We start from the raw sequence: 24,893 nt of genomic DNA, 5'->3' as shown, positions 1-24,893 counted from the left end.
GGTGGGATAATCGCGGCTTTTCGCCTCTACCTGTGGATGCCTGCGTGACCAGCCTGACCATTGAACCGATCGAAGAGACCATGTGGAACGGGATCCAGCGGGTTCAATCCGAGGTGTACCTGGACGTCGAACCCGAGAGCACCGAGATTCTCCGCAGCAAATGGCTGCATTCACCTGCCTGCTGCTTCGCCATGCGCAAGGGTGACGAGGTGCTCGCCTACCTGCTGGCCCATGCCTGGGACAGCATCCATCCTCCCAAACTTCACCAGCCGCTGCCGGCCGAAAGCCAGGGCCAGGGCCTGTTCCTGCACGACATTGCGGTCTCCAGGAAGCTGACGGGTGTGGGTGCAGGCACCCAACTGGTCAAGCAGTTGCTGGAAACGGCAGGCAAGCTGGGGTACCGGCACATCCGCCTGGTGGCTGTGCAGGGCTCTGGTGCGTTCTGGCAGAAACTGGGCTTTGAGGCGGTGCCTGGCCTGAAAGCCTCTGCCTGCTACGGCCGCGACGCCACCGTGATGCAGCAGACACTGGCCTGATCAGACGCGATCAGACCAGTTGCGCGCTCAAGGCCTGAACCTGCTGGCGCAGTTCGGCGTTTTCTGCCTCCAGCTGCGCCACGCGCGCGCGCAGCGCCTGCACTTCATCGCTGGCCGCACCTGCACCGGCCCCGCCGGCCACGGGGTCTGAAGTTCTGCCTTCGTCGGTATCGCTGCCGTCGGCTGCGGCGGCCCTGGGTTTGCGGCGCGACTCGCGCACCTGTTTGGCCACCTGCTTCAGGCCGTCCTTGCCCGATTGCGCCGCCGCCTGCTGTTCGGCCACCGGCAGGCTGGCCACCACCGCCGCCGCGTTCAGCGATAACTCACCCGCCTTCAAGGCCGCCACCACTTCAGGGGCAGCCTGCTTCTGGATTTTTTCGATCATGCCCACCTGGCTGCTGCTCAGGCGCGCAGCACGCGCAATGTCTTCCCGGCTCTGCAGCGGCTTGGGCTCCAGCACCGCAGCCTTCGCTGCAGCTTCCAGTGAGGCGTCGTCTTCTTCGGCATGGGTCGCGTCATCCGCCGGCCGTGCTTCATTGGCCAGCGCTTGCGCCCGCGCCCGGCGCTCGGCCACGATCTCGCGCTTGCGCAGGGCCAGCACGCCGCGCTGGTAGTCCGACACGCTGCGCCGCCCCAGATGCTGGTCGATCATCCACAGGTGCACATCTTCCAGCGTCTTCAGTCTCGGGTTCTGAACCGTGTTGAATGGCAGGCCGTGCTTCTGGCAGATGCCATAGCGGTTGTGCCCGTCCACCAGCACATCGCCCCACAGCACCAGCGCATCGCGGCAGCCTTCGGCCAATAGGCTGCGCTCCAGTGCCTCGTGTTCGTCGGCGGTGAGAGGTTCGATGTAGGCCTTCAGGTCTTCGTTGACGGTGATGTTCATGTCGCGCTTTGCGGGGCAAAAGGGCGCGATTGTAGAGGGCTTCGGTCGCGGGCATGATGGGACGAGGCCGTGGCTGCCTCCTTTGCCGGCCCTAGAGCGTCGGCGAAGGTCACTGCGGACAAATCTTCTAACATCGACCCTGTTTGCCCTCGGTCAATCGCGGCGTTGCGCCGCGGCAATGGAGACACCTCACATGTTCAACCACATCATGGTCGGCAGCAACGACATCGAGCGATCCAAGCGTTTCTACGACGCGGTGCTGGGCACGCTCGGGGCCGGTGAGCCGCATCGCAACCAGGCCGGCACCGGTCACACGCGGCTCTTCTACCGCCACGACGGCAGCACCTTCTGCATCAGCGAACCCATCGATGGCGAACCCGCGACCTTTGCCAATGGCGGCACCATCGGCTTCAAATGCCATTCGCCCGAACAGGTCAAGCTCTTTCACGACACCGCGGTGACGCACGGCGGCACTTCCATTCAGGATCCGCCGGGGCTGCGTGTCGGCGCGATGGGGGACATGTACCTGGCTTATGTCCGTGATCCGGACGGCAACAAGCTCTGCGCTATCCACCGTCCCAAGCCGGGGGCGTGAACGTCAAGGCCGGTGTCTGAAATGGCCCAACCGACACCTGAGCCCATGCCAGGCCGCGTCGTTGCCGTGCACCTCAGTGCCGGGCATGTGTTCTCGAAGTCGACCTCCCCCTTCATTGAAGTGGTGGAAGGCCTTGGCGTGCGGGGCGATGCGCACTTCGGCGCCACCGTGCAGCACCGTTCGCGGGTGGCCAGGGACCCCACCCAGCCGAACCTGCGCCAGGTCCATCTGCTTCAGCAAGAGCTGTTGCATGAGGTGGGGCGCATCGGCCTGGAGGTGGGCCCAGGCGACATGGGTGAAAACGTCACCACCTGCGGCATCGACCTGCTTGCGCTGGCCACCGGCACCCGGCTGAAGCTGGGGCCGGCGGTGGTGCTGGAGGTGACGGGCTTGCGAAACCCCTGTGCCCAGATCGAGGCGTTCCGGCCCGGCTTGCTGCAAGCGGTTCTTGAACGAGACGAAGAGGGTGCCCTGGTACGGAAGGCCGGCGTGATGTGTGTCGTGCTCGTCGGCGGTGTGGTCCGGGCGGGTGACACGGTGGCGATCGATCATGTTCCGGAACGGCTTCGTCCGCTGCAGCCTGTGTAGCAGCAGCACGCCACGCCCTGAGCTGGCCGGCCCGGTGATCGCCAGGGGAGTCAAAGCATGCTTGACCAAAGCATAACCTTGTGGCTATGATTTATTACATAGCTGACGGGTTATATATTTCACCATGACACATGCTCAAGACGTTCTTTTCAAAGCCTTGGCCGACCCCACACGCCGAGCCATTTTTGAGCGTTTGTGTCATGAAGGTGCGACGACGGTCGGAGCGCTGACGGCACATGCCGGCATCTCGCAGCCGGCTGTTTCAAAGCACCTTGGGGTACTGAAGTTGGCGGGCTTGGTGAGCGACCAGCACCAGGGACGCCAGACCCACTACCGCGCAAGGCCCGGTGCCCTGAAGCCCCTGGTGAAATGGACGCATCAGATGACCGCGTTCTGGCACGGCCGGTTTGACGACCTGGAAATCCTGCTGAAGGAAATGGACCAATGAACGACGAAGCAAAAGAAGCACAGTCCGTGCGCGTTGATCGAGTGCTCGCGCACCCGCCGGAAAAAGTCTGGCGAGCGCTCACACAGCCCCACCTGATGGAGGCGTGGCTGTCACACAGTGATTTCAGCCCGGTGGTGGGTCATGGCTTCCAACTGCACTTCGACTGGGGCGCCGTGGATGGCCAGGTGCTGGAAGTGGAGCCTTGCCAGCGGCTGTCCTACACATGGACGTCGGGTGAGCTGGACAGTGTGGTGACCTGGACCCTCACACCCACGCCGACCGGAACGCTGCTGCGCATGGAGCAAGTGGGTTTCCCATCAGATCAGTCTCGCTACTACGTGGGCGCTTCGGCGGGTTGGCCCCGGTTCATTTCTGCCCTCGAACTGGTGCTGGAAAGTGTCGACGAAGGAGATGTGCCATGAATGCCTTGTTGTGGGTGCTGCAAGTCCTGCTTGCCTTGCATACGGCGGCCGGCGCGGTCTGGAAGTTTTTTAATCCCGTGCAAACCGTGCCTTCTCTGCAACTGATTCCCAACGGTGTCTGGCAGGGGCTGGGTGTGTTTGAGCTGTTCCTGGGGCTGGCCCTGGTACTGCCGGCGCTGTACAGACCGGCCGCCCTTCTGGCGCCCTTGGCCGCCATCTGCATTGCGGCGGTCATGCTCCTCTACTGCGCTTTGCACTTGTATTCAGGCGATCCGAACCACGGGCAGCTGATCTATTGGCTGGTCGTGGCTTCCGTGTGTGCGTTCGTGGCTTACGGCCGGCTCGCGCTCAAGCCCCTGCAGAGCAAAAACGCCTGATCACGCAAGGTTGGAAACCCATGCCGGACACCACAAGATCCCGCTTCAAGGCCAAGCTGCTTCGTCCCAAAAAATCGGACGACGGCGCGCCCTGGGCCTTTGTCGTGCTTCCCAAGGACGCCAGCGCCAAGCTTCCCAGACGCGGGCGAACGACCGTGGCAGGAAGTATCAACGGCCACGGTTTCCAGGCAACGCTGGAACCCGACGGGCAGTTGAGTCACTGGCTCCGACTTGAACAGGCGTTGCTTGCGCATGCTGGCGTCAACGTGGGCGAGGTGGCCACGCTGGAGATCGCCGCGCTGGCCGATGAGCCCGACCCTGAGGCGCCTTCAGACCTGCTGGAAGCCCTCGCCGGAGCGCCCGAGGCCGGCGCGGTCTGGGAAGAAACCACGAACATCGCCCGCCTGGACTGGATTCATTGGATCACCTCGGCGAAGCAAGCCAAGACCCGCGCCAAACGTGTTGCCGATGCCTGCGACATGCTCGCCTCGGGCAAGCGCCGGGTTTGCTGCTTTGACCCTTCGGGCTATTACAGCAAAGCCTTCCGAGCGCCTGAGGTTGCCGAGTAGGGCTTGGTGCCCGCGGTGAGCGCAGCGTTGCCCCGCCGCAGCAGCCGCTGCTTCCCTTCAAGCCATGCTCGCCGGCGGCATCGATGGCACGAACGGCAGGTGCAGCACGTTCTTCTTCGGGTCCTCGGCCAGCCTGTCCAGCTCCTTGTGAAGGTGTCCCAGGAAGCGGCGCTCATCGCGGTCTTCGTCTTCGGCGAACGGAATCTCTTCAGACGGCAGCAAGGCCGAGACCATGCGGAAGCGCAGGGGCAGATCGGCGGGCAGGGTGGGGCCTTGTTCCAGACCCTTGGCAACGATGTGCTGGGCAATCACCTTGAGCGTGGCCTGGCGCAGCGGCCCTTCCACCAGCACGGCAAAGCGCGTGTTGGAGATGCGGCACACGGTGTCGACCTCGCGCACCACGCGCGACAGCCGCGAGGCCGCCACCACCAGCGCGCGGTCGCCGGTTTCGCGGCCTTCCTTGGCCACGATCTCGCCGTGGTTGGACAGCTCCACCAGGAACACACCGCAGTGGTGGCCGTAACGCCGGGCGCGGCGCACAGCGTCGCGCATGCGCAGGTAGAGCACGGGTGCAATCGTCAGGCCAGTGAGGGGGTCGGCGCTGTCGAGCGCGCGCATGCGGGCGCGGTTCTCGTTGTATTCCTTGGCACGGCGGTGCAGGATGTACAGCAGCAGTGGAATCTCGATCGCCGAGCCGATCAGCACCGCGTACTGTGTGGCCCAGCTGTCGGGCAGCACACCGGCGGCGCGCAGGGCCGGGAAGGGATAACCCAGGTGCACCGGCAGGAAACCCAGCGCCATCCAGCCGGCGTACTTTTCACCCAGGCGCCAGGTCCAGATGCACAGACTGAAGCTCAGCAGCACCGAGAGCAGGCCATAGATGTTCAGGATGGTGAACATGGGCGGGGTGTTGAGGAGCAGGTAAGGAATGGGGAACAGAAAGCCGAAGGCTGACCAGGCCAGCACCGCCCTGTCCACCTTGCGGTGGTAGCGCGAGACGGCGCACACCTCGCGCACGAACCAGATGCCCGACGCGGTGAGCCACAGCATGAAGATGGGTGCGGCCGCGTTGTTCCACCAGGCCGCGTTCGGCCAGAAGAAGAAACCGCCCATGCCGGTGAACGCCACCTGGAAGCCCAGCATGCAGGCCACGTAGATCACGTAGGCCACGAACGAACGGTCCGCGTAGAGGCGGGCATGCACCCAGCCCAGGAACATCACCAGCAGGCCAAAACCCAGGTAGCCGCCGATCATCAGGTAGGTCCAGACGCGCTTGTTTTGCAGCTCGTCTTCGGCGATCAGATAGACCCGCGGGCTCAGCGGCGATGGCTCGTTGGTCAGGCGCAGCCATACCGGGCCGGGCAGTTGTGCGGTGTCGATGGCAAACACGGGTGAGCGGTCCGGGACGGACCATTCGGCCACGGGCACATGGTCGCCGGCCACCTGCTCCTTCCAGCCTTGGGCGGGATCGCCCTGGTGAAAGTTCACGCGGTCCGTGAAGGCGCCGCCGTCGAGCATCAGGTACCAGCGCTGGGCGGGGTCGAGTTCCGGCAATTCAAACCGCATCCACAGTGCCGCGCCCTTGAGCTGGAAGCCGCGGGGGGAGGTCAGTGGTTCGAAGTCGGCCCCCTTCGCAACCACCTCCTCGATGGTCTGTTCAGCGGTGGGGTCGAGCAGGATGCGCCCCTGCATCGTGATGTCGCGCAGGGTGGTGTTGTTGTCCTGGATACCAGGATCGGTAAGGGGCTGGGCCATGGCCAGGGTGGTCCAGCAGAAACTGGCCAGCAACAGCAGGGCCGCCCAGCGGGCCAACGAAGCCTTGGCGCTAAGACGTGTCATGGAAGCATCGTAGCCGCTGGTGTTGTTCATGGGGAACGCACAAAGGGTCGGTTGTCGGACTTATTGCCTGAAAAACCGTGTCAGGCGCGCTGGTTCTGTTGCTGTTTTGCAGCAGAAGGCCGCCAGGTGCCGGCGGTGGTCAGGCGGTCTTCCAGCCGGTTGATCCACGCGCTGGCCTTGGGGTCGTCGCTCCACTCGGCCACGGTGTCCATCATCGGGTTCAACACCTGGTCGGGCAGGGTCAGCGGCCGGGTCTGGTCCAGCAGAAATCGCGTGAGCATGTGATAGCCGATGGTGCGCGTGAACAGCCGCACGATGGAGAAGCGCGACGAGATCAGCCGCACCACCGCATCGACCGCACGCACCAGCACCAGCCCCAGACGGAACAGCAGCCGCGAGAGCAGCGGCACGTGTTCGTCCACACCAATGTCGCGCGCGGTCTGTCGTCCGATCAGCCATTGCGTGAGCGGCACCGGAACATGTCGCAGCACCGGCACATGGATGCTGTTCGCCATGGTGTTCATGAGCGCACGGCCCAGGGCGGGGCGCGCGTCGGGGGTGACGACCACCGTTCGAGCGCGCGCCTGGATCCGATCGAACAGCGTCGCCGCTTCCTCCATGGTGTGCGCCATCCATTCGCTTCGGATGCCCAGCACATGGCCCACCACGTTCCAGGCGTGCAGGTAGGCCTCTTCGTCTTCGTGCGACAGGCGTTGCCCCAGCTTGCGCATGCCATTGAGGAACACGTAGCTGAAGGTCAGCAAGGTGTAGGCCAGTTCGATCTGGTTGCAGGGCACGCCCTGGGCGTCCACGTCCCAGCCGTGGTCCGACATGGCCTGGTGCATGCCTGCGGGCTCGCCCATCTGGCGGCGCGGCACGAGACCGCGCACCTGGGCCGGGTTGCCGCGCAGGATCAGGTGGCGGATGGTGGCGTGGATCAGGCGCACCTTGAGCACCTGCGCCACGCCCGTGCCACCGGGGCTCATCAGGCCGCCGCGCATCATCACGGGGAACACCATGGCCGCGGTCTGGCGGATGCGGTGTTCGGTGTGCGCTTCGAGCTGGCCGGCGATGTGCAGCACCCCGGCCAATTGCGGCAGCACATAACATTCCGGCAGGCTGGCGCAGAACAGCAGCGTGCACGACATGGCGCCGTGCGACATAAAAAGGTTTTCAGCGCGGGCCACTTTGGTCGCGTCGGCCCAGTGGGGCAGGTGGGCGGCACTCTGCAGGTAGTCGTGCAACACCTCCGTGACGGAGGCTTCTTCGCCCGGGCTGGACACGGGGCGCACCGCCGGCCACTTCAGCAGCGTGCCGTTGTGCGTCCACCCGGCCATGAGGCGGGTGGCCTCGTTCAGGCGTGCGGTGGCGTTCGGCCCATCCATGGTGAGTGTGGAGCTGGGCAAGGGGCGCTCGCCCACCAGACGGGAGACGGTGTCGTCGGCCAGCGGGTCGCCCACGTGTTCCATGGCTGCCATGGAAGCCACGGCAATCACGGGTGAGCTTCCGCTCGGAGAGCCAGGTTGTGAGCTGACGTGGGATAAGCCCTGTACGGTGTTCATGGCGTCACACCCTTGACAAAAGGGCCGTTCGGTTGAATCCACTGGAACCAGGCCACCCCCGCGATGAACAGCGGGATGCCCATGGCGAAGAAGGCGATGGCGCGCACCTCGATCGGGTGGCCCCAGATCATCTGGAACACCAGGCCGCTTGCATAGATGAGCAGCGGCACCAGCACGGCGCGGCTCACCAACGGGTCGGTCAGCGAGGGCGCCACCGGGCGTGCCCGCCACTGGAAGCTGGCCACAATGGCGAAGCCGATGATCATCCAGCCCACGAAGCCCTGCAGGGTTTCACCGAACCAGCCACCGTCCTTCTTTTCCATGATCCAAGCCTTGAGCACGAACACAAAGTAGGGGTCGGCGCCCAGGTCGAAGGCGGTCACGATCAGGGCGGCCAGCCAGGCGGTGAGTCCGCCGGTGATCCAGCCGGGCGCGGCCAGCACCGGCCGGCGCCACAGGATCAGGCAGGCCATCACGTAGCCCAGCAATGTGAGCGCAAACCACATCATGGGAATCACCAGCGGCACATCGCCCAGGGTGACGCCGAGCACGTCGGTGTAGGTGTAGTGACCGAAGAACCAGCCGCGCGACGAGCCCATCTGCTCGGCGAACCAGCCCACGGCCAGTGCCAGCGCGGCAAACCCGTTGGCCCGCACACGGCCCAGCAGCACGTGCGCCGCCCACAGGCTCACCAGGAACATCACCACCGATGCGGCATTGAGCGCCAGCGTCTGCAACGGGTACCTGAAGGCGGTGAACAGCAGCAGCCCCGCCAGCAGGGCAGTCAGTGCCAGGAACTCGGGCGTGCGAATGCGCGGTGAACCCACAAATCTCTCCTCCGGGTTGGACAACGTTCCCTGCTTGCGCGGCGCTTCAAGGCTCCCGTCGTCCGGTGCAGATGCCCGGCGAACTCGGGCGTTGCGGCCGTCTTGTCGTGGTGTGGGGGTGGCCTGCCGGTGTCGCTGACGCGCACATGGCATGCCGGGCTCATTCTAGGTGAACACTTTGTAACAAGTGCGTGAGGCCGCGCGCGATCCGGCCGTTGTGCCGACAGCCGGGCCTTTGGGTCTGCCGAGCGGCAGGGGCCTCAGGGATCCGATGGTGTGGCGCGCACGCGCGCAACGGCTTGCGCCAGGCCTTGCCAGGGTGGCTGCCCGGGCGCGAAACGCTGGCGCATGTAGCTGGCCAGCTCGGCGATCTGCGCATCGCTCAGCGCGTGGCGGAACGCCGGCATGAAGCCGAGTTCAGGCCCGGCCGGGTCGCGCACACCTTCCAGGATGGCGCGCAGCACGTTGTCGGGCCGCTCGCTGTGCAGGTTGGTGTTGAGCGCCAGCGGTGACTGCGTGCCCAGCAGGCGGGGGCCGTCGCCGTCGTGGTGGCAGGCGGCGCAGGCGCCGTCGAACATGCGCTGGCCGTTGCCAAGCAGGGAGGGTGCCTGTGCAGCCGCCCGGGCCACCACGGCCTGTGCTTCGGCGGCCTCGTCGTTCACGGGCGCCTGGAACGCGCCCAGGTAGGTAGCCATGGCGCGGATGTCGTCATCCGGCAGCGCGGCGAGCTGCTGCACCACCGGTGCCATGGGTCCGGTGGCCATGCCGTGGTGGCGAGAATGGCCGCTGCGCAGGTAGCGGTACAGCGCGTCGATGCTCCAGGGAACCGGCGCCTTGTTCAATGCGGTGAGCGCCGGGGCCTCCCAGCCGTCGACCACCGCGCCGCTCAGGTAGGCGCGGCCGCCCTGTTCGGCGCCCAGGCCGTTGCGCGGCGTGTGGCAGGCGCCGCAGTGGCCCACGCCGTTGACCAGGTAGGCGCCCCGGTTCCATTCCACGGTTTGGCTGGGGTCGGGCTGGTAGGGCCTGGGGTCGTGGAACAGCGCGTTCCAGCCGGCCATGAGGGCGCGCTGGTTGAACGGGAAGGCCAGATCGGTGGATGGCGGCGCGGCCGCCACCGCTGGCTGGCTCATCAGGTAGGCGTAGAGGGCGGTGAGGTCGTCGTCGCTCAGGCGGGCAAAGGCGGTGTACGGGAATGCCGGGTACAGATGGCGGCCGTCGCGCGAGACGCCTTCGCGCATGGCACGCTGGAAGGCGCTGAACGACCACCGGCCGATGCCGGTGTCAGGATCGGGTGTGAGGTTGGTGGTGTAGATGGTGCCGAACGGTGTGGCCATGCCGCGTCCGCCCGCGTTGGGCACACCGCCCGGTGTCGTGTGGCACACCACACAGTCACCCGCTGCGGCCAGCACGCGGCCGCGTTCGATGGTGGCGGCGGTGTAGACCGACGCGCTGGCGGGTGCGACCGGCGCAATGGCCGGACGCCAGCCGAGCAGCGCGGCGCCCACGCCCAGCGAGCCTGCGGCCAGCGCCAGCACACGCGCCCAGCCGGAACGGCGGCGCGGCCAGGGCGCGCTGGCGGGCACCTGGCGTTCCGGTGCGGGTGCAGGCGCTGCCTGCTGCGGTGCAGGCAAGGGGTTGAGGGCGGCGCGCACCACCTCGGGCGTGAACGGGGGCTGGCGGAAGCGCACGCCGGTGGCGTCGAAGATGGCGTTGGCAATGGCCGCCGTGCCGGGCACCGAAGACGACTCGCCCGCGCCCAGCGGCGGCTGGTCCGGGCGCGGCATCATCATCACGTCGATCACCGGCACCTCGCGGAAATTCAGGATGGGGTAGCTGCCCCATTCCGCATTGGCCACCGTGTTCCTGGCGGGTTCGGTGCTCACGCGCTCTTTCAGCGCGCGGCTGGTGGTCTGGATCACGTTGCCGTGGATCTGGTGCTGCACGCCAGCGGGGTTGATCATCAGCCCTGCGTCGTGTCCCACAACCACGCGCTTCACATGCACTTCGCCCGTCTTCTGGTTCACATCCACATCGGCCACCCAGGCGGCCCAGGCGGCACCGAAGCCCGGCCACTTGCTGTGCACATAGCGCGCATAGGCCACGCCCTGGCCGTGCAGGATGTCGCCGGTGCGGCCCTGCTGCTGGGGTTCGGTGTGCGGCCGCCAGCCGGCGCGGCGCGCGGTGGCTTCCAGCAATTCGTGTGCGCGCGGGTCCTTGAGCAGGCGCAGCCGGAAAGCCACCGGGTCTTCTCCTGCCGCGGTGGCCAGCTCGTCCACATACGACTCGTGCGCGAACGAATTGGGCAGGGCCGACACACCGCGCAGCCACGACGCGCGCAGGATGGGCGGCATGTCGTGGATGGCCACGCGCAGCGCCGGGTAGTCGTAAGGCGGGCGCGCGGTGCGGTCGCCCATTTCATAGGCCTGCGCGGTGGGTTCGATGGTGCGCGTGAGCAGCAGGGCCAGCGTGGGCGCGCCGTTGGACGGGTAGCTGGTGGTGAAGTCGTAAGCCGCGCTGCCATCGGCCTGCAGGCCTCCATCCACGGTCATCCACTGCGCGGCGCCCTTGGGTTCCCACAGGTGTTCCTGTTCGCGTGTGAGCTGCACCCGCACCGGCGCGCCCACCGCGCGCGACAACAATGCCGCATCGGCCGCCACGTCGTCGGCGCCGTTGCGGCCGTAGCAGCCGGCGGCTTCCATGCGCACCACCTCAATGGCCACGTCGGCCAGGCCGGTCAGGCGCGACAAGTCGAGCCGCAGCACATGCGGGTTCTGTGTGCCGGCCCACACGGTGAGGCGCTCGCCTTGCCAGTCGGCCAGCGCGCACGAAGGCCCGATGGACGCGTGCATCTGGTAGGGCCACAGGTAAGTGCGTGACAGGCGTTGTTCGACACTGGCGGTGGCGGCCTCCACGTCGCCTTCGTCCACCAGCACGCGTCGGGTGGACGGGTTGGCGCGCAGGGCCTGTTCGATGTCGTCGGTGCGGGGCAGGCCGGGCCAGTCCTTCCACACCACGCGCAGTTCGCGCGCCGCCTGATCGGCGTGTTCCTCGCGCTCGGCCACCACGCCCACGAAGTCGCGGATCACCACCACGGCCCGTACACCGGGAATGTGGGCGATGGAGCTTTCGTCCACCGATTCCAGCGTATTGCCGATGAAGTCACCGTGGTCGGCACCGGCATAGGGCGGACGCACCACGCGACCGTGCAGCATGCCGGGCACGCGCATGTCGTGCACGAAGCTGAGTTCGCCGGTGGCCTTGGCCGGAATGTCCACGCGCGCCGTGGAGGTGCCCACGATGCGGTAGTCGCTGGGTGGCTTCAGTGGCGTGCTTGTATCGAGCGTCAGTTCGAAGCGCTGTGTGTTGAGCAGATCACCGTAGCTCACGCGGCGACTGGCATCGCCTGCCACCTGCACCACGCCGTCGTTCACCACCAGCGCCGCCGCCTCGCATTGCAGGTGCTGCGCCGCGCGCGCCACCAGGAAGGCACGGGCTTGCGCGGCGGCCAGGCGCAGCGGCACGGCGTGGATCTGGATCGAGGCGCTGGCAATGGTGGCACCCTGGTTGGGTGCCCGCGCAGTGTCGCCCAGCACCATGCGCACCCGGGCCATGCCCACGTCGAGTTCTTCGGCCACGATCTGCGCCAGCGCGGTCTGGATGCCGGTGCCCAGGTCCACATGGCCGTGCAGCGCCACCACCTCACCGTCGTCCCACACGGAGAGCAGAACCTCCACCCCCTCGGCTGGGTTGCCGGGCACGGCCGCAGGTTGGCCGGGCGTGGGCGGTGGGGGCGGCGGCGGGTCGCGGGTGATCAGCAACACACCGCTGGCCTGCAGGAAGTCACTGCGCGTGCGCAGGGTGGCCAGGCGATCGGATGCACTCATGCTGCTCTGCTCCCCGCCATGCGGTCCGCCGCCATGAGCACGGCCCGCACGATCTCCACGTGCGTGCCGCAACGACACAGATTGCCGGAGAGCGCCTGGCGCACCTCGGTCTCGGTGGGCTGCGGGTTCTCGGTCAGCAGGGCGGTGGCCATCATGATCATGCCGTTGAGGCAGTAGCCACATTGCGCCGCCTGTTCGTCAATGAAGGCCTGTTGCACAGGGTGTGGCGCATCCCGGCTGCCCAGTCCCTCCAATGTGGTGATGGCGCGCCCCTTCACGCCCCCGGCCGGGATCACGCAGGCCCGTGCGGCCACGCCGTCGACCAGCACGGTGCAGGCGCCGCACTGGCCCAGCCCGCAGCCGTACTTGGGGCCGTTGAGGCCACAGTCGTTGCGCAGCACGTCCAGCAAGGGGGCGCTGGCCTGTGCGGCCACTTCGCGGGGTTCTCCGTTGACGGTCAGGGTGAGCATCCGGTGAGCGCGGTCCGATCCGTGGGGTGAGGGCACTGTAGCGCAGCGTTGCTCCAGGCTTCAGCCCAGGGCGATGTCGGCCGACTGGATGCGCTTCACGCCCTTGGCGGTCATCTGTTTCCAGGCGGCGGCCAGCGAGCCGTTGAGGTCGATGCCGCGCGAGGCGTCTTCGATCACGAAGGTCTGAAAGCCCATGCCCTGCGAGTCCAGCGCCGTCCAGGCCACGCAGAAGTCGGTGGCCAGCCCGCACACATACAGCTTGCTGATGCCGCGTTCCTTGAGGTAGCCCGCCAGGCCGGTGAGGGTCTTGCGGTCGGCTTCCTGCAGCGCGGAATAGCTGTCCACCTGCGCATGAAAGCCCTTGCGGATGATGGCCTGTGCGTGCGGAATGGACAGCGCCGGATGCAGCTCGGCGTCCTTCGTGCCTTGCACGCAATGGTCCGGCCACAGCACCTGCGTGCCGTAGGACAGGTCGATGGTCTCGAACGGTTTCTTGCCCGGGTGGGTGCTGGCGAACGAGGCGTGGTCTTCGGTGTGCCAGTCCTGCGTGAGCACCACGTTCTTGAAGCCCTTGGCTAGCCGGTTGATCACCGGCACCACCTCGTCGCCCTTGTCCACCGGCAGCGTGCCGCCTGGCACGAAGCAGTTCTGCACGTCCACCACGATCAGGGCAGACGCCGCATCGGGCTTGATCGCGCCAGTGGCCAGGGAGGTGAGGGGCCAGCCAGCGCCGGCCACCAGGCTCAGGGTGGCGCCACGCAGCAGGTTTCGGCGATGCATCGGTTTCATGGTGACCTCTTTCGGTAAAAGGACGGAAGCGGAAAGATCTACACACGAGCACGATGCGTGCCCATGTGCGGCGATCCCTAGACGCTCAGATAGGCACGCCGCACGGCTTCGTCCTCGGCCAGTTCGGCCATGGCGCCGGCGTAGCGGATCTCGCCTTTTTCCAGCACATAAGCACGGTCCGACACCAGTTCGGCGAAGTGCATGTTCTGCTCGGACAGCAGGATGCTCACGCCCTGCGCCTTCAGCGCCAGGATCATCTGCACCATTTGCTCCACGATCACCGGTGCCACGCCCTCGGACGGTTCGTCCAGCAGCACCAGGTAGGGGTTGCCCATGAGGGTGCGCGCCACGGTGAGCATCTGCTGCTCGCCACCGCTCATGCGGCCTCCCGGGCGGTTCGGCATCTCGCCCAGGTTGGGAAACAGCTGGAACAAGGCCTCGGGCGTCCACACTGGTGCGGCGCTGCCGTCGGGCCATCGCCGCGGCGGCTGGCGGCCCACTTCCAGGTTCTCCATCACGCTCAGGTCGGTGAAGATGCGCCGGTCCTCCGGCACAAAGCCCAGGCCGCGCGCAGCGATGGCGTGGGCCTCGCTTCGCGACACGTCTTGCCCCATGAAGCTGGTGCTGCCGCGCCGCTTGGGCACCATGCCCATGATGGTCTTGAGCGTGGTGGACTTGCCCGCGCCATTGCGGCCCATCAGCGCCACCACTTCGCCCCGGCACACCTGCAGGTCCACGCCAAACAGGATCTGCGCCGCGCCATACCAGGCCGACATGCCTTTCACGTCCAGCAGAACCTCCCTGGGTGCCGTGTCGGCAAAGGCCGCAGGGGCATCGTGTTGATCCAGCAGCGTCATGCGGCCTCCTGCAGGGACGGGGTTCCAGGGGTCTTCTTCTCGAAAGTCTTGCCACTGCCGAAGTACACCTCCTGCACCTTGGGGTGGTCGCGGATTTCGGCCGGCTGGCCCTCGGCAATCAGGCGACCGCGCGCCAGCACGATCATTCGGTCGGCATAGGCGAACACCACGTCCATGCTGTGTTCGGTGAACAGCACGGCCATGCCGCGCTCCACCACCAGGCGCTTGGTCAGGGCCATCAGCTCGTTGCGTTCCTTGGGCGCCATGCCGGCAGTGGGTTCGTCCATCAGCAGCAGCTTCGGGTCGTTGGCCATGGCAATCGCCAGCTCCACCCGCTTCACATCGCCATAGGCCAGCACGCTGCAGGGTCTGTCAGCCTGGGCGGCCATGCCCACCTGGTTCAGCAGGGCGAGCGCCTCGGCGCGTTTGTGCTCGGCCGCTTTGCGCCACAGGGAAAACAGGCGGCCGTCGGCCGAGATCAGCGCCATCTGCACGTTCTCCACCACGGTGAGCGAAGAAAAGGTCTCGGCGATCTGGAAGGTGCGTCCCACCCCCAGGCGCCAGATCTCGCGCGGCTTCAGGTCGGTGAGTTCGCGCCCACCCAGTGTGATTGAGCCGGTGTTGGGTTTGATCTGGCCGTTGACCATGTTGAAGGTGGTGGACTTGCCCGCCCCATTGGGGCCGATCAGTGCCAGCAGTTCGCCCGGCGCCACCTCGAAGCTGATGCCATCGACAGCCTTGACGCCGCCGAACGATTTGCCGAGTCCTTGAACAGTCAATAAGCTCATAGAACAATCCTCCGTGCTGTGCACTGCGGGGCTGAGCGCCTTCGGAGCGGCCGGGCGGCGCTCATGAGCGCACCTCGCCCGCGTCGCGGCGGCGGTCAAAGATCTGGCGGAAGAAGCCCGCGATGCCCTGCGGGAACAAAAGCACCAGCAACAGAATGATGGCGCCCAGCAGCGCGCGCCAGTAGTCGGTGCTGCGCGCCACCGTGTCGTGCAGCCAGGTGAAGGTGACCGCGCCCACCACCGGGCCGGCCAGGGTCTGCAGGCCACCCAGCAGCACCATCACCAGGCCATCAACCGACTTGCCCACGGCAATGGCCTCGGGCGAAATGCTGCCTTTGGAAAACGCGAACAGCGCACCGGCCAGGCCGGCGAACACACCCGCAATCACGAACGCCATCCATTGCACCCGCTTCACGTCGATGCCGATGGCGTCGGCCCGCAGCACCGAGTCGCGCCCGGCACGCATGGCGTAGCCAAAGGGGGAGAACAGCATGCGACGCAGCGCGATCACGCCGACCACCACCAGGGCCAGCGTGAGGTAGTAGTAGGTGGTCTTGTCCGCCAGCCACGCGGACGGCCACACCCCGGTCAGGCCGTTGCTGCCACCGGTGAAGTCGTCCCACTGGTACACCACCGCCCAGGTGATCTGCGCGAAGGCCAGCGTGAGCATGGCCAGATACACCCCCGAGAGGCGCACCGCGAACCAGCCGAACAGCAGCGCCCCCAGGCCAGCGGCCAGCGGCGCGGCCAGCAGGGCCGCTTCCATGGGCAGGTTCAGTGTGCGCATGAGCAGCGCGGCGGCGTAGGCACCGAGGCCGAAGTAGGCCGCATGACCGAAGGAGTGCATGCCTGCCGGGCCCATGATGAAGTGCAGGCTGGCGGCGAACAGCGCGGCGATCATCAAGTCGATCATCAGCACCGTGATGTAGGGCGAGGCGGTGGTCAGCGGCGGCATGGCCACCAGCAACAGGATCAGCACCGCACTGCCGACCATGAAGGGCAGGCCCGGTGGTCGCAGCGGTGCTTCGGCTGCGCCCGCGTGGCGGCTGGCACCCTGTGGCTTGCCCATCAGGCCCCAGGGGCGCAGCACCAGCACCGCGGCCATCACCAGGAATTCCACCACCAGGGTGAGCTTGGAAAAACTCACCGGAATACCAAACACATCCACGAGTCCTAGCCAGATGCAGATGGCCTTGAGTTCTGCAATCAGCAGGGCCGCCACATAGGCACCCGGGATCGACCCCATGCCACCCACCACCACCACCACGAAGGCAGCGCCGATGGTGTGCAGGTCCATCTCCAAGTTGGCCGGCTCGCGCGGCAATTGCAGCGCACCGCCCAGGCCCGCCAGCATCGCACCCAGCGCGAACACGGCGGTGAACAGCCAGGCCTGGTTCACGCCCAGCGCACTCACCATCTCGCGGTCCTGCGTGGCGGCGCGCACCAGCGTGCCCCAGCGAGTGCGGGTGAGCAGCAACCACAGCAGGCCCAGCACCGCCGGCCCCACCACGATCAGGAACAGGTCATAAGTGGGGAACTGTCGGCCCAGAATCATCACCGAGCCTGAAAGCCCTGGCGCCCGCGGCCCCAGCAGTTCTTCGGCGCCCCACAGCCACAGCACGCCATCGCGCAGCACCAGCACCAGTGCAAATGTGGCCAGCAACTGGAACAGTTCGGGCGCGCGGTAGATGCGGCGCAGCAGCACCATCTCCACCACCGCCCCCAGCACACCCACCGCCAGGGCCGCCAGCAGCAGCGCCGGCCAGAACCCCAGCCCGGTGCCCAGCCAGCCCACCATGGAATAGGCCACGTAAATGCCGATCATGTAGAACGACCCGTGCGCGAAGTTCACGATGCGCGTCACACCAAAAATCAGCGACAAGCCCGCCGCCACCAGAAACAGCGAAGAAGCCCCAGCCAGCCCGTTGAGCAACTGAACCACAAAACCCGAAAAATTCATGAACACACCTCAGGCAGTGGGTGTTGCAGTGACCGGCGTGAGCCGCAGCAAGTGAACGCGTGCAAGTTCATGAATGCTTCCTTAAGTGAGAAGAGAGGCGCAGCTTTGGATCAACAAACGCAACGCCTGAGGTGCCCCCATCCAGGGGCAACGAGGGTCCGGCTCCGCCGGCCCAAGCTGCCGTCCCCCCTCCCAGCGCCGAAGGCGCGCCAGAGAGGGGGGAAGCCGCGTCAGCGGCGCAGGGGGGTGCCCCTCATTCCGCCGGACGCAGTTTCTTCGCTTCGGCCGCAGGCGGCAGGTAAGCCGCACCGTCCAGATACCGGTAATCCACCATCACACCCTTGCCACCTTCGTTCTTGGTGCGGCCCACGTAGCCACCCATGGTCGACTGGTGGTCTTCAGGCCGGTAGGTGATGGGCCCGAACGGTGTGCTCACCTGCAGGCCACGGAACGCGGTGATGAGTTTTTCCGTGTCGGTGGAGCCGGCCTTCTTGATGCCCTCACCCAGCGATTTGATGGTGCTGTAGCCCACCACCGAACCCAGGCGCGGGTAGTCGTTGAACTTGGCCTGGTAGGCGCTCTGGAAGGCCTTGTGCTCGGGGGTGTCGATGCCGTACCAGGGGTAGCCGGTGACCAGCCAGCCATTGGGGGCTTCGTCCTTCAGCGGGTCCATGTACTCCGGCTCGCCGGTGAGCAGGCTCACCACTTCGCGGTCCTTGAACAGGCCACGCGTGTTGCCTTCGCGGACAAAGCGCGCCAGGTCGGCACCAAAGAGCACGTTGAAGATCGCGTCGGGCTTGGCGTCGGCCAGGGCCTGCGTCACGCTGCCGGCGTCCACCCGGCCCAGCGGCGAAGCCTGTTCGGTCACGAACTCGATGTCGGGCTGTGCCTCTTTCATCAGCTTCTTGAAGGTGGCGGCGGCCGACTGCCCGTACTCGTAGTTGGGGTACACCAGCGCCCAGCGCTTCTTCTTCATCTTGGACGCTTCAGGCACCAGCATGGCCACCTGCATGTAGGTGGACGGGCGCAGGCGGAAGGTGTAGCGGTTGCCGTTGTCCCACACGATCTTGTCGGTCAGCGGCTCGCCGGCCAGAAAGAAGAATTTTTTCTGCTTGGCGAAGTCGGTGAGTGCCAGGCCGATGTGCGAAAGGAACGAGCCGGCCAGCACGTCAACCTTCTCGCGCGAGACCAGTTCTTCGGCCACGCGTACGGCGTCGCCCGGGTTGGCGTTGTCGTCGCGCACCACCAGTTCCACCTGGCGACCGTTCAGGCCGCCGGCCTTGTTGATCTCTTCCACCGCCAGTTCCATGCCCTTCTTGTAGGGCTCCAGGAAGGCAGGCTGTGCCTTGTAGCTGTTGATTTCGCCGATCTTGATCACGCCCTGGGCATGGGCGGTGGAGGCGACCGTGCCGCAGGCGATTGCGGCGGCGAGGGCAAGAAAGTGACGGCGTGCAAGCATGGGGCGAACTCCTGGGTGAAAGGGAAGGGGAAGAACGGGTTGGGCGAAGTGAACGTCGATGCGAACGGTGATGTGTCGGGACCGGTCCTGAGCGCTCAGCGCAGGCCGTCCTCTCCCTGAATTTCGTGGGCCTGCAGACCGCCCACACGTGGCAGCGGGCGGCCGCTGTCGGTGACAACGACCGCCACCACGATCTCGTTGGCGCGCGGCGCGTCGGACACGCGCGCCTCCATGGCGTCGAAATGGCTGCGCACGAAGGCGGCGTCCTTGTGGCCCAACGGCACGTCGATGGCTGTGCCCAGCCCGCCATGCTTCTTGCTCGATGGCACCAGGGCGGCGCCTTTTTCCACCGCCTTACGCAGCGGCGCGCCCAGCTTGGGATGCAGGATGGCCGCGGCATGCTCGAGCTCGCCGCCTTCACCCACGATGGCGGCCTTGCCGTAGCTCTGTGCCTGCGCGGGCTCAATGCCCAGGGCCCGCACACAACGCTCACCCAGCATGCCGCCCAGTTCTTCACCGATGGCGATCAGCTCATCAAGGTTCTCACTGTAGCGGCCCGCGTAGGGGTTGTGGATCACCGCCATGGCCAGCGCCCTGCGCGTCGGCGGGGACACCGGTTGCCCCATTTCGATGTGGACTTCATCCACCTGCACCACGACTTTGCGTATCTGGCTTTTCATGTGATTTCCTTGTTGGCTGGTGTGTGGAACGAGGCTGCGCCTCAGCGCAGGCCGTCCCAGCGGCTGATGTCGTTGGCGTGCAGGCCGCCCACCCGGGCGTGCACGCGGGCGCCGGTGCTCATGGCCAGGATGAACACGATCTCGTCGGCCAGCGGTGCGCCGGGCATGCGCACTTCCATGGCGTCGAAATGGCTGCGCACGTAGGCGGCGTTGATGTGGGTGAGCGGCACATCCAGCGCGGCCCCCGGCGGCCCCACCTTCTTGGTCGACGGCACAATGGCCAGCGCATTGGCTGGTTGGCCCTTGGGGCCATCGGCGCGCCCTTGCGCGTAGGCGGTGGCGTCGCCCTTCCAGCCCAGCAGTTCGCGCATGGCGTAGCCACCGGGCACGTGCCACAGGGCGCCGTGCTCCAGCTCGCCCGCCGCACCCACGATGGATCCCTTGCCGTAGCCCTGGATGGCTTCCACTGGCACGTCCATGGCCACGCGCAGGCGCTGTGCCATGTTCACGCCCACCGCCTGCAGCTGATCCATCATGGGCAGGATGTCGGGCTCAAAACGGCCTGCAAATGGGTTGCGCAGCAGCACCGCTATGGCACCGCGGCGCAGCGGTGTGGCCGCAGGCGGTCCGAACTCGTGGTGGATGTCTTCCACGTGGGTGAACACGCGGCGGATCTCGATCAGGCTGGCAGGGGTGGTCATGGGGATGGTGAATGCAGGGTCATGCACTTGCAAAAGAGGTTCGAACGTCGTGTTCCAGCGCCCAGGCATTGCCGGTATGTCCAGGCTCGCCGCCGGCTGTGGCGCTCCAGCCCTGGCACACGATGACGGCCGACCAGATCAGGTCGGACGCCTGCAATTCCCGGGCCATGCGCTGGCCGGCGCGCACCGCGCGCAGCACGGTGGCCTGGTCCAGTGGCGGCACATGAAAGGTCACGGGCCTGTCTCCCAGGTCGGTGTCGTGGCGCAGTTCGTTCGCCGGGCGGCGCTCGATGCGCGCGTCAGGCACATTGACCGCATTCGCGATCAGGGTGGCGGCCACGTCGGCCTGTGCGGCGGTACGCGCGAGCACGGTGACGCTGTCGGCAATGCCGAGGGAAAAACTGCGCCCGCGCCAGCCGCTGGTGGCCACGCCGCGCACCGGCAGCGTGGCGTGCACCGTCATGTGGCCGTCGGTCTGCAGCGGCAACATGGCGGCCGCGGCGTCAAAACGCGCGAGGTCGGCGAACAGGCCCACACGGATCGACTCGCCGGGTGCCAGGTGCAGCGCCACGTCGCCGCCGTTGTTCACCCAGGCCCGCTGAATCCCGGGGCGCGCGTAATGCTCGATCAGTTCCTGCGCCACCGAACCCGCCACCGCCGCCATGGGCGTGACGAAGCCCGCGCGGTAGGGCTGGCAGGCCTGCCACATGCGGCGCGCCACCGATCCGGTCAGCTCGCAACGATCGCCCACCGGCTGGCGCAGCGCAGGCAGTTCGCACACCAGCTCGTCCAGCACGGTGGCAAATCGCAGCCAGGCCGCTTCATGCGCCGCCTGCACGGCGGATGTCTCGCCATCGGCACCGATCACGATGTCGATGGGACCGTGCTGGAAATGCCAGCGCTGACCGGGCAGGGTTTGTCGTTCCGCGCTCATGGTCGTCCGCGTTCAGCCCAGCATGGGCGGTTCGCCCAGGGGCCAGGTGTTGGCAGGCGGCAGCGCTTCCATGCGCCGTCCGGTGGGGGCACCGTCGTTGTGCCAGGCGCCGTGGGCCAGCGCGTCGGCCAGCGATCGCACGTAACCCATGTGGCCGCCGACGGCGCGGTAGTCGTCGAGCTTCATGCTGAATTCGATCGGCGCCACGATGGCCGGGGTGGGCACGGTGCCGAAGCTGTTGTCGGGCATGCGCATCACGTCCACCATCACAGTGATGCCGCCGCCCGGCCACACATAGGCCGGTGCGCCACCACAGGTGACGTTGATCAGCGACTGCTTGATGGCGCGTGTGAGCTGCACCGGGTTTTCGGTGACGCCGGCCCGCAGGCTGCCACCGGCGCCGCCAAGGAACAGCACGGTGGCCAGTGAAGGTTCGCAGTTTTCGCCAATGCGGGCGACCGTGTGTGCGACCGCTTCAGGCATGGGCTTCTCACGCGGCACCAGGTTCTCGTCCAGCTCGAACCAGGCCGCATGTTCGCCGGTCGTGGAGACCATCAGCAGGCGCAAGCCCGGCCAGGCGAGTTCGGTATCCCAGCCTTCGATGATGGACAGCGGATCGGCGATGTCGGTGCCGCCCCAGCCGTTGCCCGGGTTGGCCACCTGAAAGAAGCGCCCGGGCGTGGACTTGCGGCCCCGGATGCGGATGCCCGAAGGCCGCATGCCCAGGCAGCGGCCCGCCTGATGCGGCGTCAGCACACCGGTGATGTGGTCGTCCACCACCACCACCTCGTCGGCATGGCCGAAGAACTGCCGCGCGAAGATGCCCACCGTGGCCGAGCCACAGCCCACGCGCATGCGTTGCTCCTCCACGCCATTGACGATGGGTGCCTTGCCCGCCTGGATCACGATCTGCGCACCGCCATCGATGGTGAACGCCACCGCCTGTTTGTTGCCCAGCGACTGCATCATGTCGCAGGTGATGCGGCCCTCCTTCTTGCTGCCGCCGGTGAGGTGGTGCACGCCACCCAGCGACAGCATCTGCGAGCCGTATTCGGCGGTGGTGATGTGCCCCACCACTTCGCCCTTGCAGCGCACGTTCGCCTGCTCGGGACCCAGCCAGCGGTCGGTGTCGATCTTCACCTTGAGGCTGCAGTAGCTGAAGATGCCCTCGGTGACCACGGTCACCAGATCCACGCCATCAGCCTGCGAGGCCACGATGAACGGCGCAGGCTTGTAGTCTGGATAAGTGGTGGATGAGCCGATGCCGGTGACGAACAGTTCGTTGGCCGGTGCGTCCGCCAGCAGGGCGGGCGTCTGGGGATCGCGTGCAGAAAACGCCACCACCTGCCCCTGGTCTTGCGCCAGCGTGCGCTGCAGCATCACCACCGGGTCCACCCTCACCAGCACGCCTGCCGCGTTGGCGTAGCGGTCACACGCACCCGTCTTGTCCGGCGAGATCTGGCACAGCACCGGGCAGGCGTTGCATTCCACCTTGTCGCCCGCCATGCGCTCGTTGCGCGGGGCCGAGCGCTCCAGGAACTGCAGATCGGGGACGCCGTCCATCGCGGGCATGCCATCGGTTTTGGTGTGTTCTGTCATGTTCCGTGTGGGGCTTCAGGTGGTTGTCAAACCGCTTGTCCGATCGCTTTCGTTTGTGTAGCATTCACTGAATGAAAATGTTGTGAACACTACATGAAGTGCAATTTAAACCAATGTTTTCAGACGCGCAACACATTTTTTTCGCCCCGATTCGGGGCAGACCGGGAGCACCAAAATGACTCACGTTGTTGCAGACCCCTGCATTCGCTGCAAGTACACGGATTGCGTGGATGTGTGCCCGGTGGACTGCTTTCATGAAGGGCCCGAGTTCCTTGTGATCGACCCAGATGAGTGCATCGATTGCGCGGTCTGCATTCCCGAATGCCCCGTCAGCGCCATCCATGCGGACACCGAACTGCCCGCCAACATGGCGCATTTCCTGGCGTTGAACCAGCGTCTGGCGGCCACCTGGCCCGTGATCACGGCGCGCAAGGCGCCCCTGCCCGAAGCCGAGCGCTGGAAGAACGGCGAAAATAAGCTCCTTGACCTGGAGCAAACCTCCGGCGCCCCACGCTGAAGCCGCCAAGACGACGCGGCATACTTGGCCCAACGCTTTTCAACCTCTGTTTCCCCTTCCAACCATGAGTGCCTTCAACGAAGAAACCGTCCTGAGCGTCCACCACTGGACCGACCGCCTTTTCACCTTCACCACCACGCGTGACCAGTCCCTGCGCTTCTCCAACGGCCACTTCACCATGATCGGTCTGCGCGTGAACGACAAGCCGCTGCTGCGCGCCTACAGCATCGTCAGCGCCAATTACGAAGAACATCTGGAGTTCCTGAGCATCAAAGTGCCGGACGGCCCGCTCACCTCGCGCCTGCAGCACATCCAGGTCGGCGACAAGATCATCGTGGGCCGCAAACCCACCGGCACCCTGCTGATCGACTACCTGCTGCCCGGCAAGCGCCTGTACCTGGTGTCCACCGGCACCGGACTGGCACCGTTCATGAGCATCGTGCGCGACCCCGAAACCTACGAGCGTTACGAGCAAATCATCCTGATTCACGGTGTGCGTCAGGTCGATGAACTGGCCTACCACGACGTGCTGGTCGAACACCTGCCGGCGCATGAACTGCTGGGTGAGATGGTGAGCAGCCAGTTGCGGTACTACCCCACGGTCACGCGCGAGTCCTACCGCAACACCGGCCGTGTCACCGAACTGATGAAATCGGGCAAGCTGTTCAGCGACCTGGGTCTGCCACCCCTGAACCCTGCCGAAGACCGTGTGATGATCTGCGGCAGCCCGGCGATGCTGCGCGACCTCAAGCACATGCTGGAAGAGCAGGGCTTTCCCGAAGGCAACACGTCCACGCCAGGTGCCTTCGTGATCGAACGGGCCTTTGCCGAGCAATGAATCCGGTGGGCCTGCCCACCAGGTCCGCCGCATTCCCCCCAGCGAGGGTTCTCCATGAGCACCAGCCCCCCCCGGCGCAGCGCCGCCGCCAAGACGCCTGTGGCGCGCCGTACCGGCACGCGGGCCATGGCGGCACAGGACACGCGCGACAGCATCCTGCGCGCGGCCACCAAGATCTTCGCCAAGCACGGTTTTTCGGGTGGCCGTATCGACGAGATCTCCAAGGCTGCGAAGTCGTTCGATCGCATGATCTACTACTACTTCGGGAGCAAGGAAGCGCTCTACATCGAGGTGCTCGAAGAGATGTACCGCCGCTTCAACGAGGCCGAGGCCACGCTGGAACTCAGTGGCGACCAGCCGGTGGAATCGCTCACGGCGGTGATCAGCTTCATGTGGAGCTTCTACCAGCGCAACCCCGAATTCATCACCCTGCTCAACGACGAAAACCTGCACCGTGGCAAGCACATCGCCAAGTCGCTGCGAGCCCGTGACTACTCCTCACCCGCGATCCAGATCCTGGAACAGGTGCTGGCCAGCGGGGCGCGAAAGAAACTGTTCCGCACCGGGCTCTCGGCGCGCGATGTCTACCTGATGATCGCGGCGATGAACTATTTCTACCTGTCGAACCGCTTCACGCTCTCGGCCTTTCTGGGCGAGAAGCTCGACAGCGCTGAAGCCCAGGAACACTGGCAGCGCTTCGTGATCGACGCCGTGCTGCGTGCGGTCAAAATCTGAACACTTCAAGTTTCAAAAGGCGCATGTGTCAGG

Annotated in this window: 25 protein-coding genes; 10 read left to right on the top strand and 15 right to left on the bottom strand. The window is 66.1% G+C overall.

Annotated features, from left to right (window positions below; genetic code table 11):
• Positions 1-44: 44 nt before the first annotated feature.
• Positions 45-536, top strand: coding sequence for a GNAT family N-acetyltransferase (locus J2W49_RS09150; protein WP_310314654.1), 492 nt, complete (start codon positions 45-47; stop codon positions 534-536).
• Between the two features lie 10 nt (positions 537-546).
• Here the strand turns inward: J2W49_RS09150 and J2W49_RS09145 are convergent, their stop codons facing one another.
• Positions 547-1,422: a plasmid replication/partition related protein gene (locus J2W49_RS09145; protein WP_310314651.1), complete on the bottom strand. Its 876-nt coding sequence runs from the start codon at positions 1,420-1,422 to the stop codon at positions 547-549.
• Between the two features lie 193 nt (positions 1,423-1,615).
• Here J2W49_RS09145 and J2W49_RS09140 point away from each other — a divergent pair, with 193 nt between their 5' ends.
• The 6 genes from J2W49_RS09140 to J2W49_RS09115 all read left to right on the top strand — a co-directional run bounded on the left by J2W49_RS09140 (position 1,616) and on the right by J2W49_RS09115 (position 4,421).
• Positions 1,616-2,017, top strand: coding sequence for a VOC family protein (locus J2W49_RS09140; RefSeq protein ID WP_310314648.1), 402 nt, complete (start codon positions 1,616-1,618; stop codon positions 2,015-2,017).
• A gap of 21 nt (positions 2,018-2,038) precedes the next feature.
• Positions 2,039-2,605: an MOSC domain-containing protein gene (locus J2W49_RS09135; RefSeq protein WP_310314645.1), complete on the top strand. Its 567-nt coding sequence runs from the start codon at positions 2,039-2,041 to the stop codon at positions 2,603-2,605.
• Positions 2,606-2,729: 124 nt separating this feature from the next.
• Positions 2,730-3,053: an ArsR/SmtB family transcription factor gene (locus J2W49_RS09130; protein ID WP_310314642.1), complete on the top strand. Its 324-nt coding sequence runs from the start codon at positions 2,730-2,732 to the stop codon at positions 3,051-3,053.
• A complete protein-coding gene (locus J2W49_RS09125; RefSeq protein ID WP_310314639.1) occupies positions 3,050-3,475 on the top strand; it encodes an SRPBCC family protein in 426 nt (141 codons plus the stop codon). The genes J2W49_RS09130 and J2W49_RS09125 overlap by 4 nt, the downstream gene beginning before the upstream one ends.
• On the top strand, positions 3,472-3,852 hold the full coding sequence (locus tag J2W49_RS09120) for a DoxX family protein (RefSeq protein ID WP_310314636.1): 381 nt from the start codon (positions 3,472-3,474) through the stop codon (positions 3,850-3,852). Before J2W49_RS09125 ends, J2W49_RS09120 begins: the two co-directional genes overlap by 4 nt.
• 20 nt (positions 3,853-3,872) lie before the next feature.
• Entirely contained in the window at positions 3,873-4,421 is a 549-nt protein-coding gene (locus tag J2W49_RS09115; RefSeq protein ID WP_310314631.1) for a YdeI/OmpD-associated family protein, read from the top strand.
• 57 nt (positions 4,422-4,478) lie between these two features.
• Here J2W49_RS09115 and J2W49_RS09110 read toward each other — a convergent pair whose 3' ends face one another.
• From J2W49_RS09110 to J2W49_RS09045, 14 genes are all read right to left on the bottom strand, one after another.
• Positions 4,479-6,290, bottom strand: coding sequence for a sensor domain-containing diguanylate cyclase (locus J2W49_RS09110; protein WP_310314626.1), 1,812 nt, complete (start codon positions 6,288-6,290; stop codon positions 4,479-4,481).
• Between the two features lie 50 nt (positions 6,291-6,340).
• Positions 6,341-7,756 carry an oxygenase MpaB family protein gene (locus tag J2W49_RS09105; protein ID WP_310314623.1) on the bottom strand — a complete coding sequence of 472 codons (1,416 nt, stop codon included), beginning with the start codon at positions 7,754-7,756 and terminating at the stop codon, positions 6,341-6,343.
• A 62-nt stretch (positions 7,757-7,818) separates the two neighbouring features.
• On the bottom strand, positions 7,819-8,649 hold the full coding sequence (locus J2W49_RS09100) for a carotenoid biosynthesis protein (protein WP_310314620.1): 831 nt from the start codon (positions 8,647-8,649) through the stop codon (positions 7,819-7,821).
• A gap of 260 nt (positions 8,650-8,909) precedes the next feature.
• The gene (locus J2W49_RS09095) at positions 8,910-12,533 is read right to left on the bottom strand and encodes a molybdopterin cofactor-binding domain-containing protein (RefSeq protein ID WP_310314617.1); all 3,624 of its coding nucleotides are present in this window, start codon (positions 12,531-12,533) and stop codon (positions 8,910-8,912) included.
• Complete coding sequence (locus J2W49_RS09090) at positions 12,530-13,003, bottom strand: (2Fe-2S)-binding protein (protein ID WP_310314614.1); 474 nt, start codon at positions 13,001-13,003, stop codon at positions 12,530-12,532. Before J2W49_RS09090 ends, J2W49_RS09095 begins: the two co-directional genes overlap by 4 nt.
• A 60-nt stretch (positions 13,004-13,063) precedes the next feature.
• Positions 13,064-13,792 carry a bifunctional nicotinamidase/pyrazinamidase gene (pncA, locus tag J2W49_RS09085; protein ID WP_310314612.1) on the bottom strand — a complete coding sequence of 243 codons (729 nt, stop codon included), beginning with the start codon at positions 13,790-13,792 and terminating at the stop codon, positions 13,064-13,066.
• A gap of 77 nt (positions 13,793-13,869) precedes the next feature.
• Positions 13,870-14,649 (bottom strand): ABC transporter ATP-binding protein, encoded by a 780-nt coding sequence (locus J2W49_RS09080; protein ID WP_310314609.1) that lies wholly within the window; start codon positions 14,647-14,649, stop codon positions 13,870-13,872.
• Positions 14,646-15,437, bottom strand: a complete 792-nt coding sequence (locus J2W49_RS09075; RefSeq protein WP_310314606.1) for an ABC transporter ATP-binding protein — start codon at positions 15,435-15,437, stop codon at positions 14,646-14,648. Before J2W49_RS09075 ends, J2W49_RS09080 begins: the two co-directional genes overlap by 4 nt.
• 61 nt (positions 15,438-15,498) lie before the next feature.
• Positions 15,499-17,397, bottom strand: a complete 1,899-nt coding sequence (locus J2W49_RS09070; RefSeq protein ID WP_310314604.1) for an ABC transporter permease — start codon at positions 17,395-17,397, stop codon at positions 15,499-15,501.
• A 253-nt stretch (positions 17,398-17,650) separates the two neighbouring features.
• The gene (locus J2W49_RS09065) at positions 17,651-18,856 is read right to left on the bottom strand and encodes an ABC transporter substrate-binding protein (protein WP_310314602.1); all 1,206 of its coding nucleotides are present in this window, start codon (positions 18,854-18,856) and stop codon (positions 17,651-17,653) included.
• A gap of 95 nt (positions 18,857-18,951) precedes the next feature.
• Entirely contained in the window at positions 18,952-19,536 is a 585-nt protein-coding gene (locus J2W49_RS09060) for an amino acid synthesis family protein (protein WP_310314599.1), read from the bottom strand.
• Positions 19,537-19,577: 41 nt separating this feature from the next.
• Entirely contained in the window at positions 19,578-20,219 is a 642-nt protein-coding gene (locus J2W49_RS09055; protein ID WP_310315206.1) for an amino acid synthesis family protein, read from the bottom strand.
• Between the two features lie 37 nt (positions 20,220-20,256).
• The gene (locus J2W49_RS09050; protein ID WP_310314596.1) at positions 20,257-21,171 is read right to left on the bottom strand and encodes a UPF0280 family protein; all 915 of its coding nucleotides are present in this window, start codon (positions 21,169-21,171) and stop codon (positions 20,257-20,259) included.
• A gap of 12 nt (positions 21,172-21,183) precedes the next feature.
• Positions 21,184-22,770: a 6-hydroxynicotinate reductase gene (locus J2W49_RS09045; protein ID WP_310314593.1), complete on the bottom strand. Its 1,587-nt coding sequence runs from the start codon at positions 22,768-22,770 to the stop codon at positions 21,184-21,186.
• Between the two features lie 175 nt (positions 22,771-22,945).
• On the opposite strand from J2W49_RS09045, the gene fdxA reads away from it, so the two are divergent.
• From fdxA to J2W49_RS09030, 3 genes are all read left to right on the top strand, one after another.
• On the top strand, positions 22,946-23,287 hold the full coding sequence (gene fdxA, locus J2W49_RS09040; RefSeq protein ID WP_310314590.1) for a ferredoxin FdxA: 342 nt from the start codon (positions 22,946-22,948) through the stop codon (positions 23,285-23,287).
• Between the two features lie 64 nt (positions 23,288-23,351).
• The gene (locus J2W49_RS09035) at positions 23,352-24,125 is read left to right on the top strand and encodes a ferredoxin--NADP reductase (protein ID WP_310314589.1); all 774 of its coding nucleotides are present in this window, start codon (positions 23,352-23,354) and stop codon (positions 24,123-24,125) included.
• A gap of 54 nt (positions 24,126-24,179) precedes the next feature.
• Positions 24,180-24,860 carry a TetR/AcrR family transcriptional regulator gene (locus J2W49_RS09030; RefSeq protein WP_310314586.1) on the top strand — a complete coding sequence of 227 codons (681 nt, stop codon included), beginning with the start codon at positions 24,180-24,182 and terminating at the stop codon, positions 24,858-24,860.
• The last annotated feature ends 33 nt before the right edge of the window (positions 24,861-24,893 follow it).

It is taken from the genome of Hydrogenophaga palleronii (assembly GCF_031457455.1).
GTDB classification, from domain to species: Bacteria; Pseudomonadota; Gammaproteobacteria; order Burkholderiales; family Burkholderiaceae_C; genus Hydrogenophaga; species Hydrogenophaga palleronii_A.
Note: the sequence above shows the minus strand (reverse complement) of the source record. Positions and strands in the feature narration are given on the sequence as shown.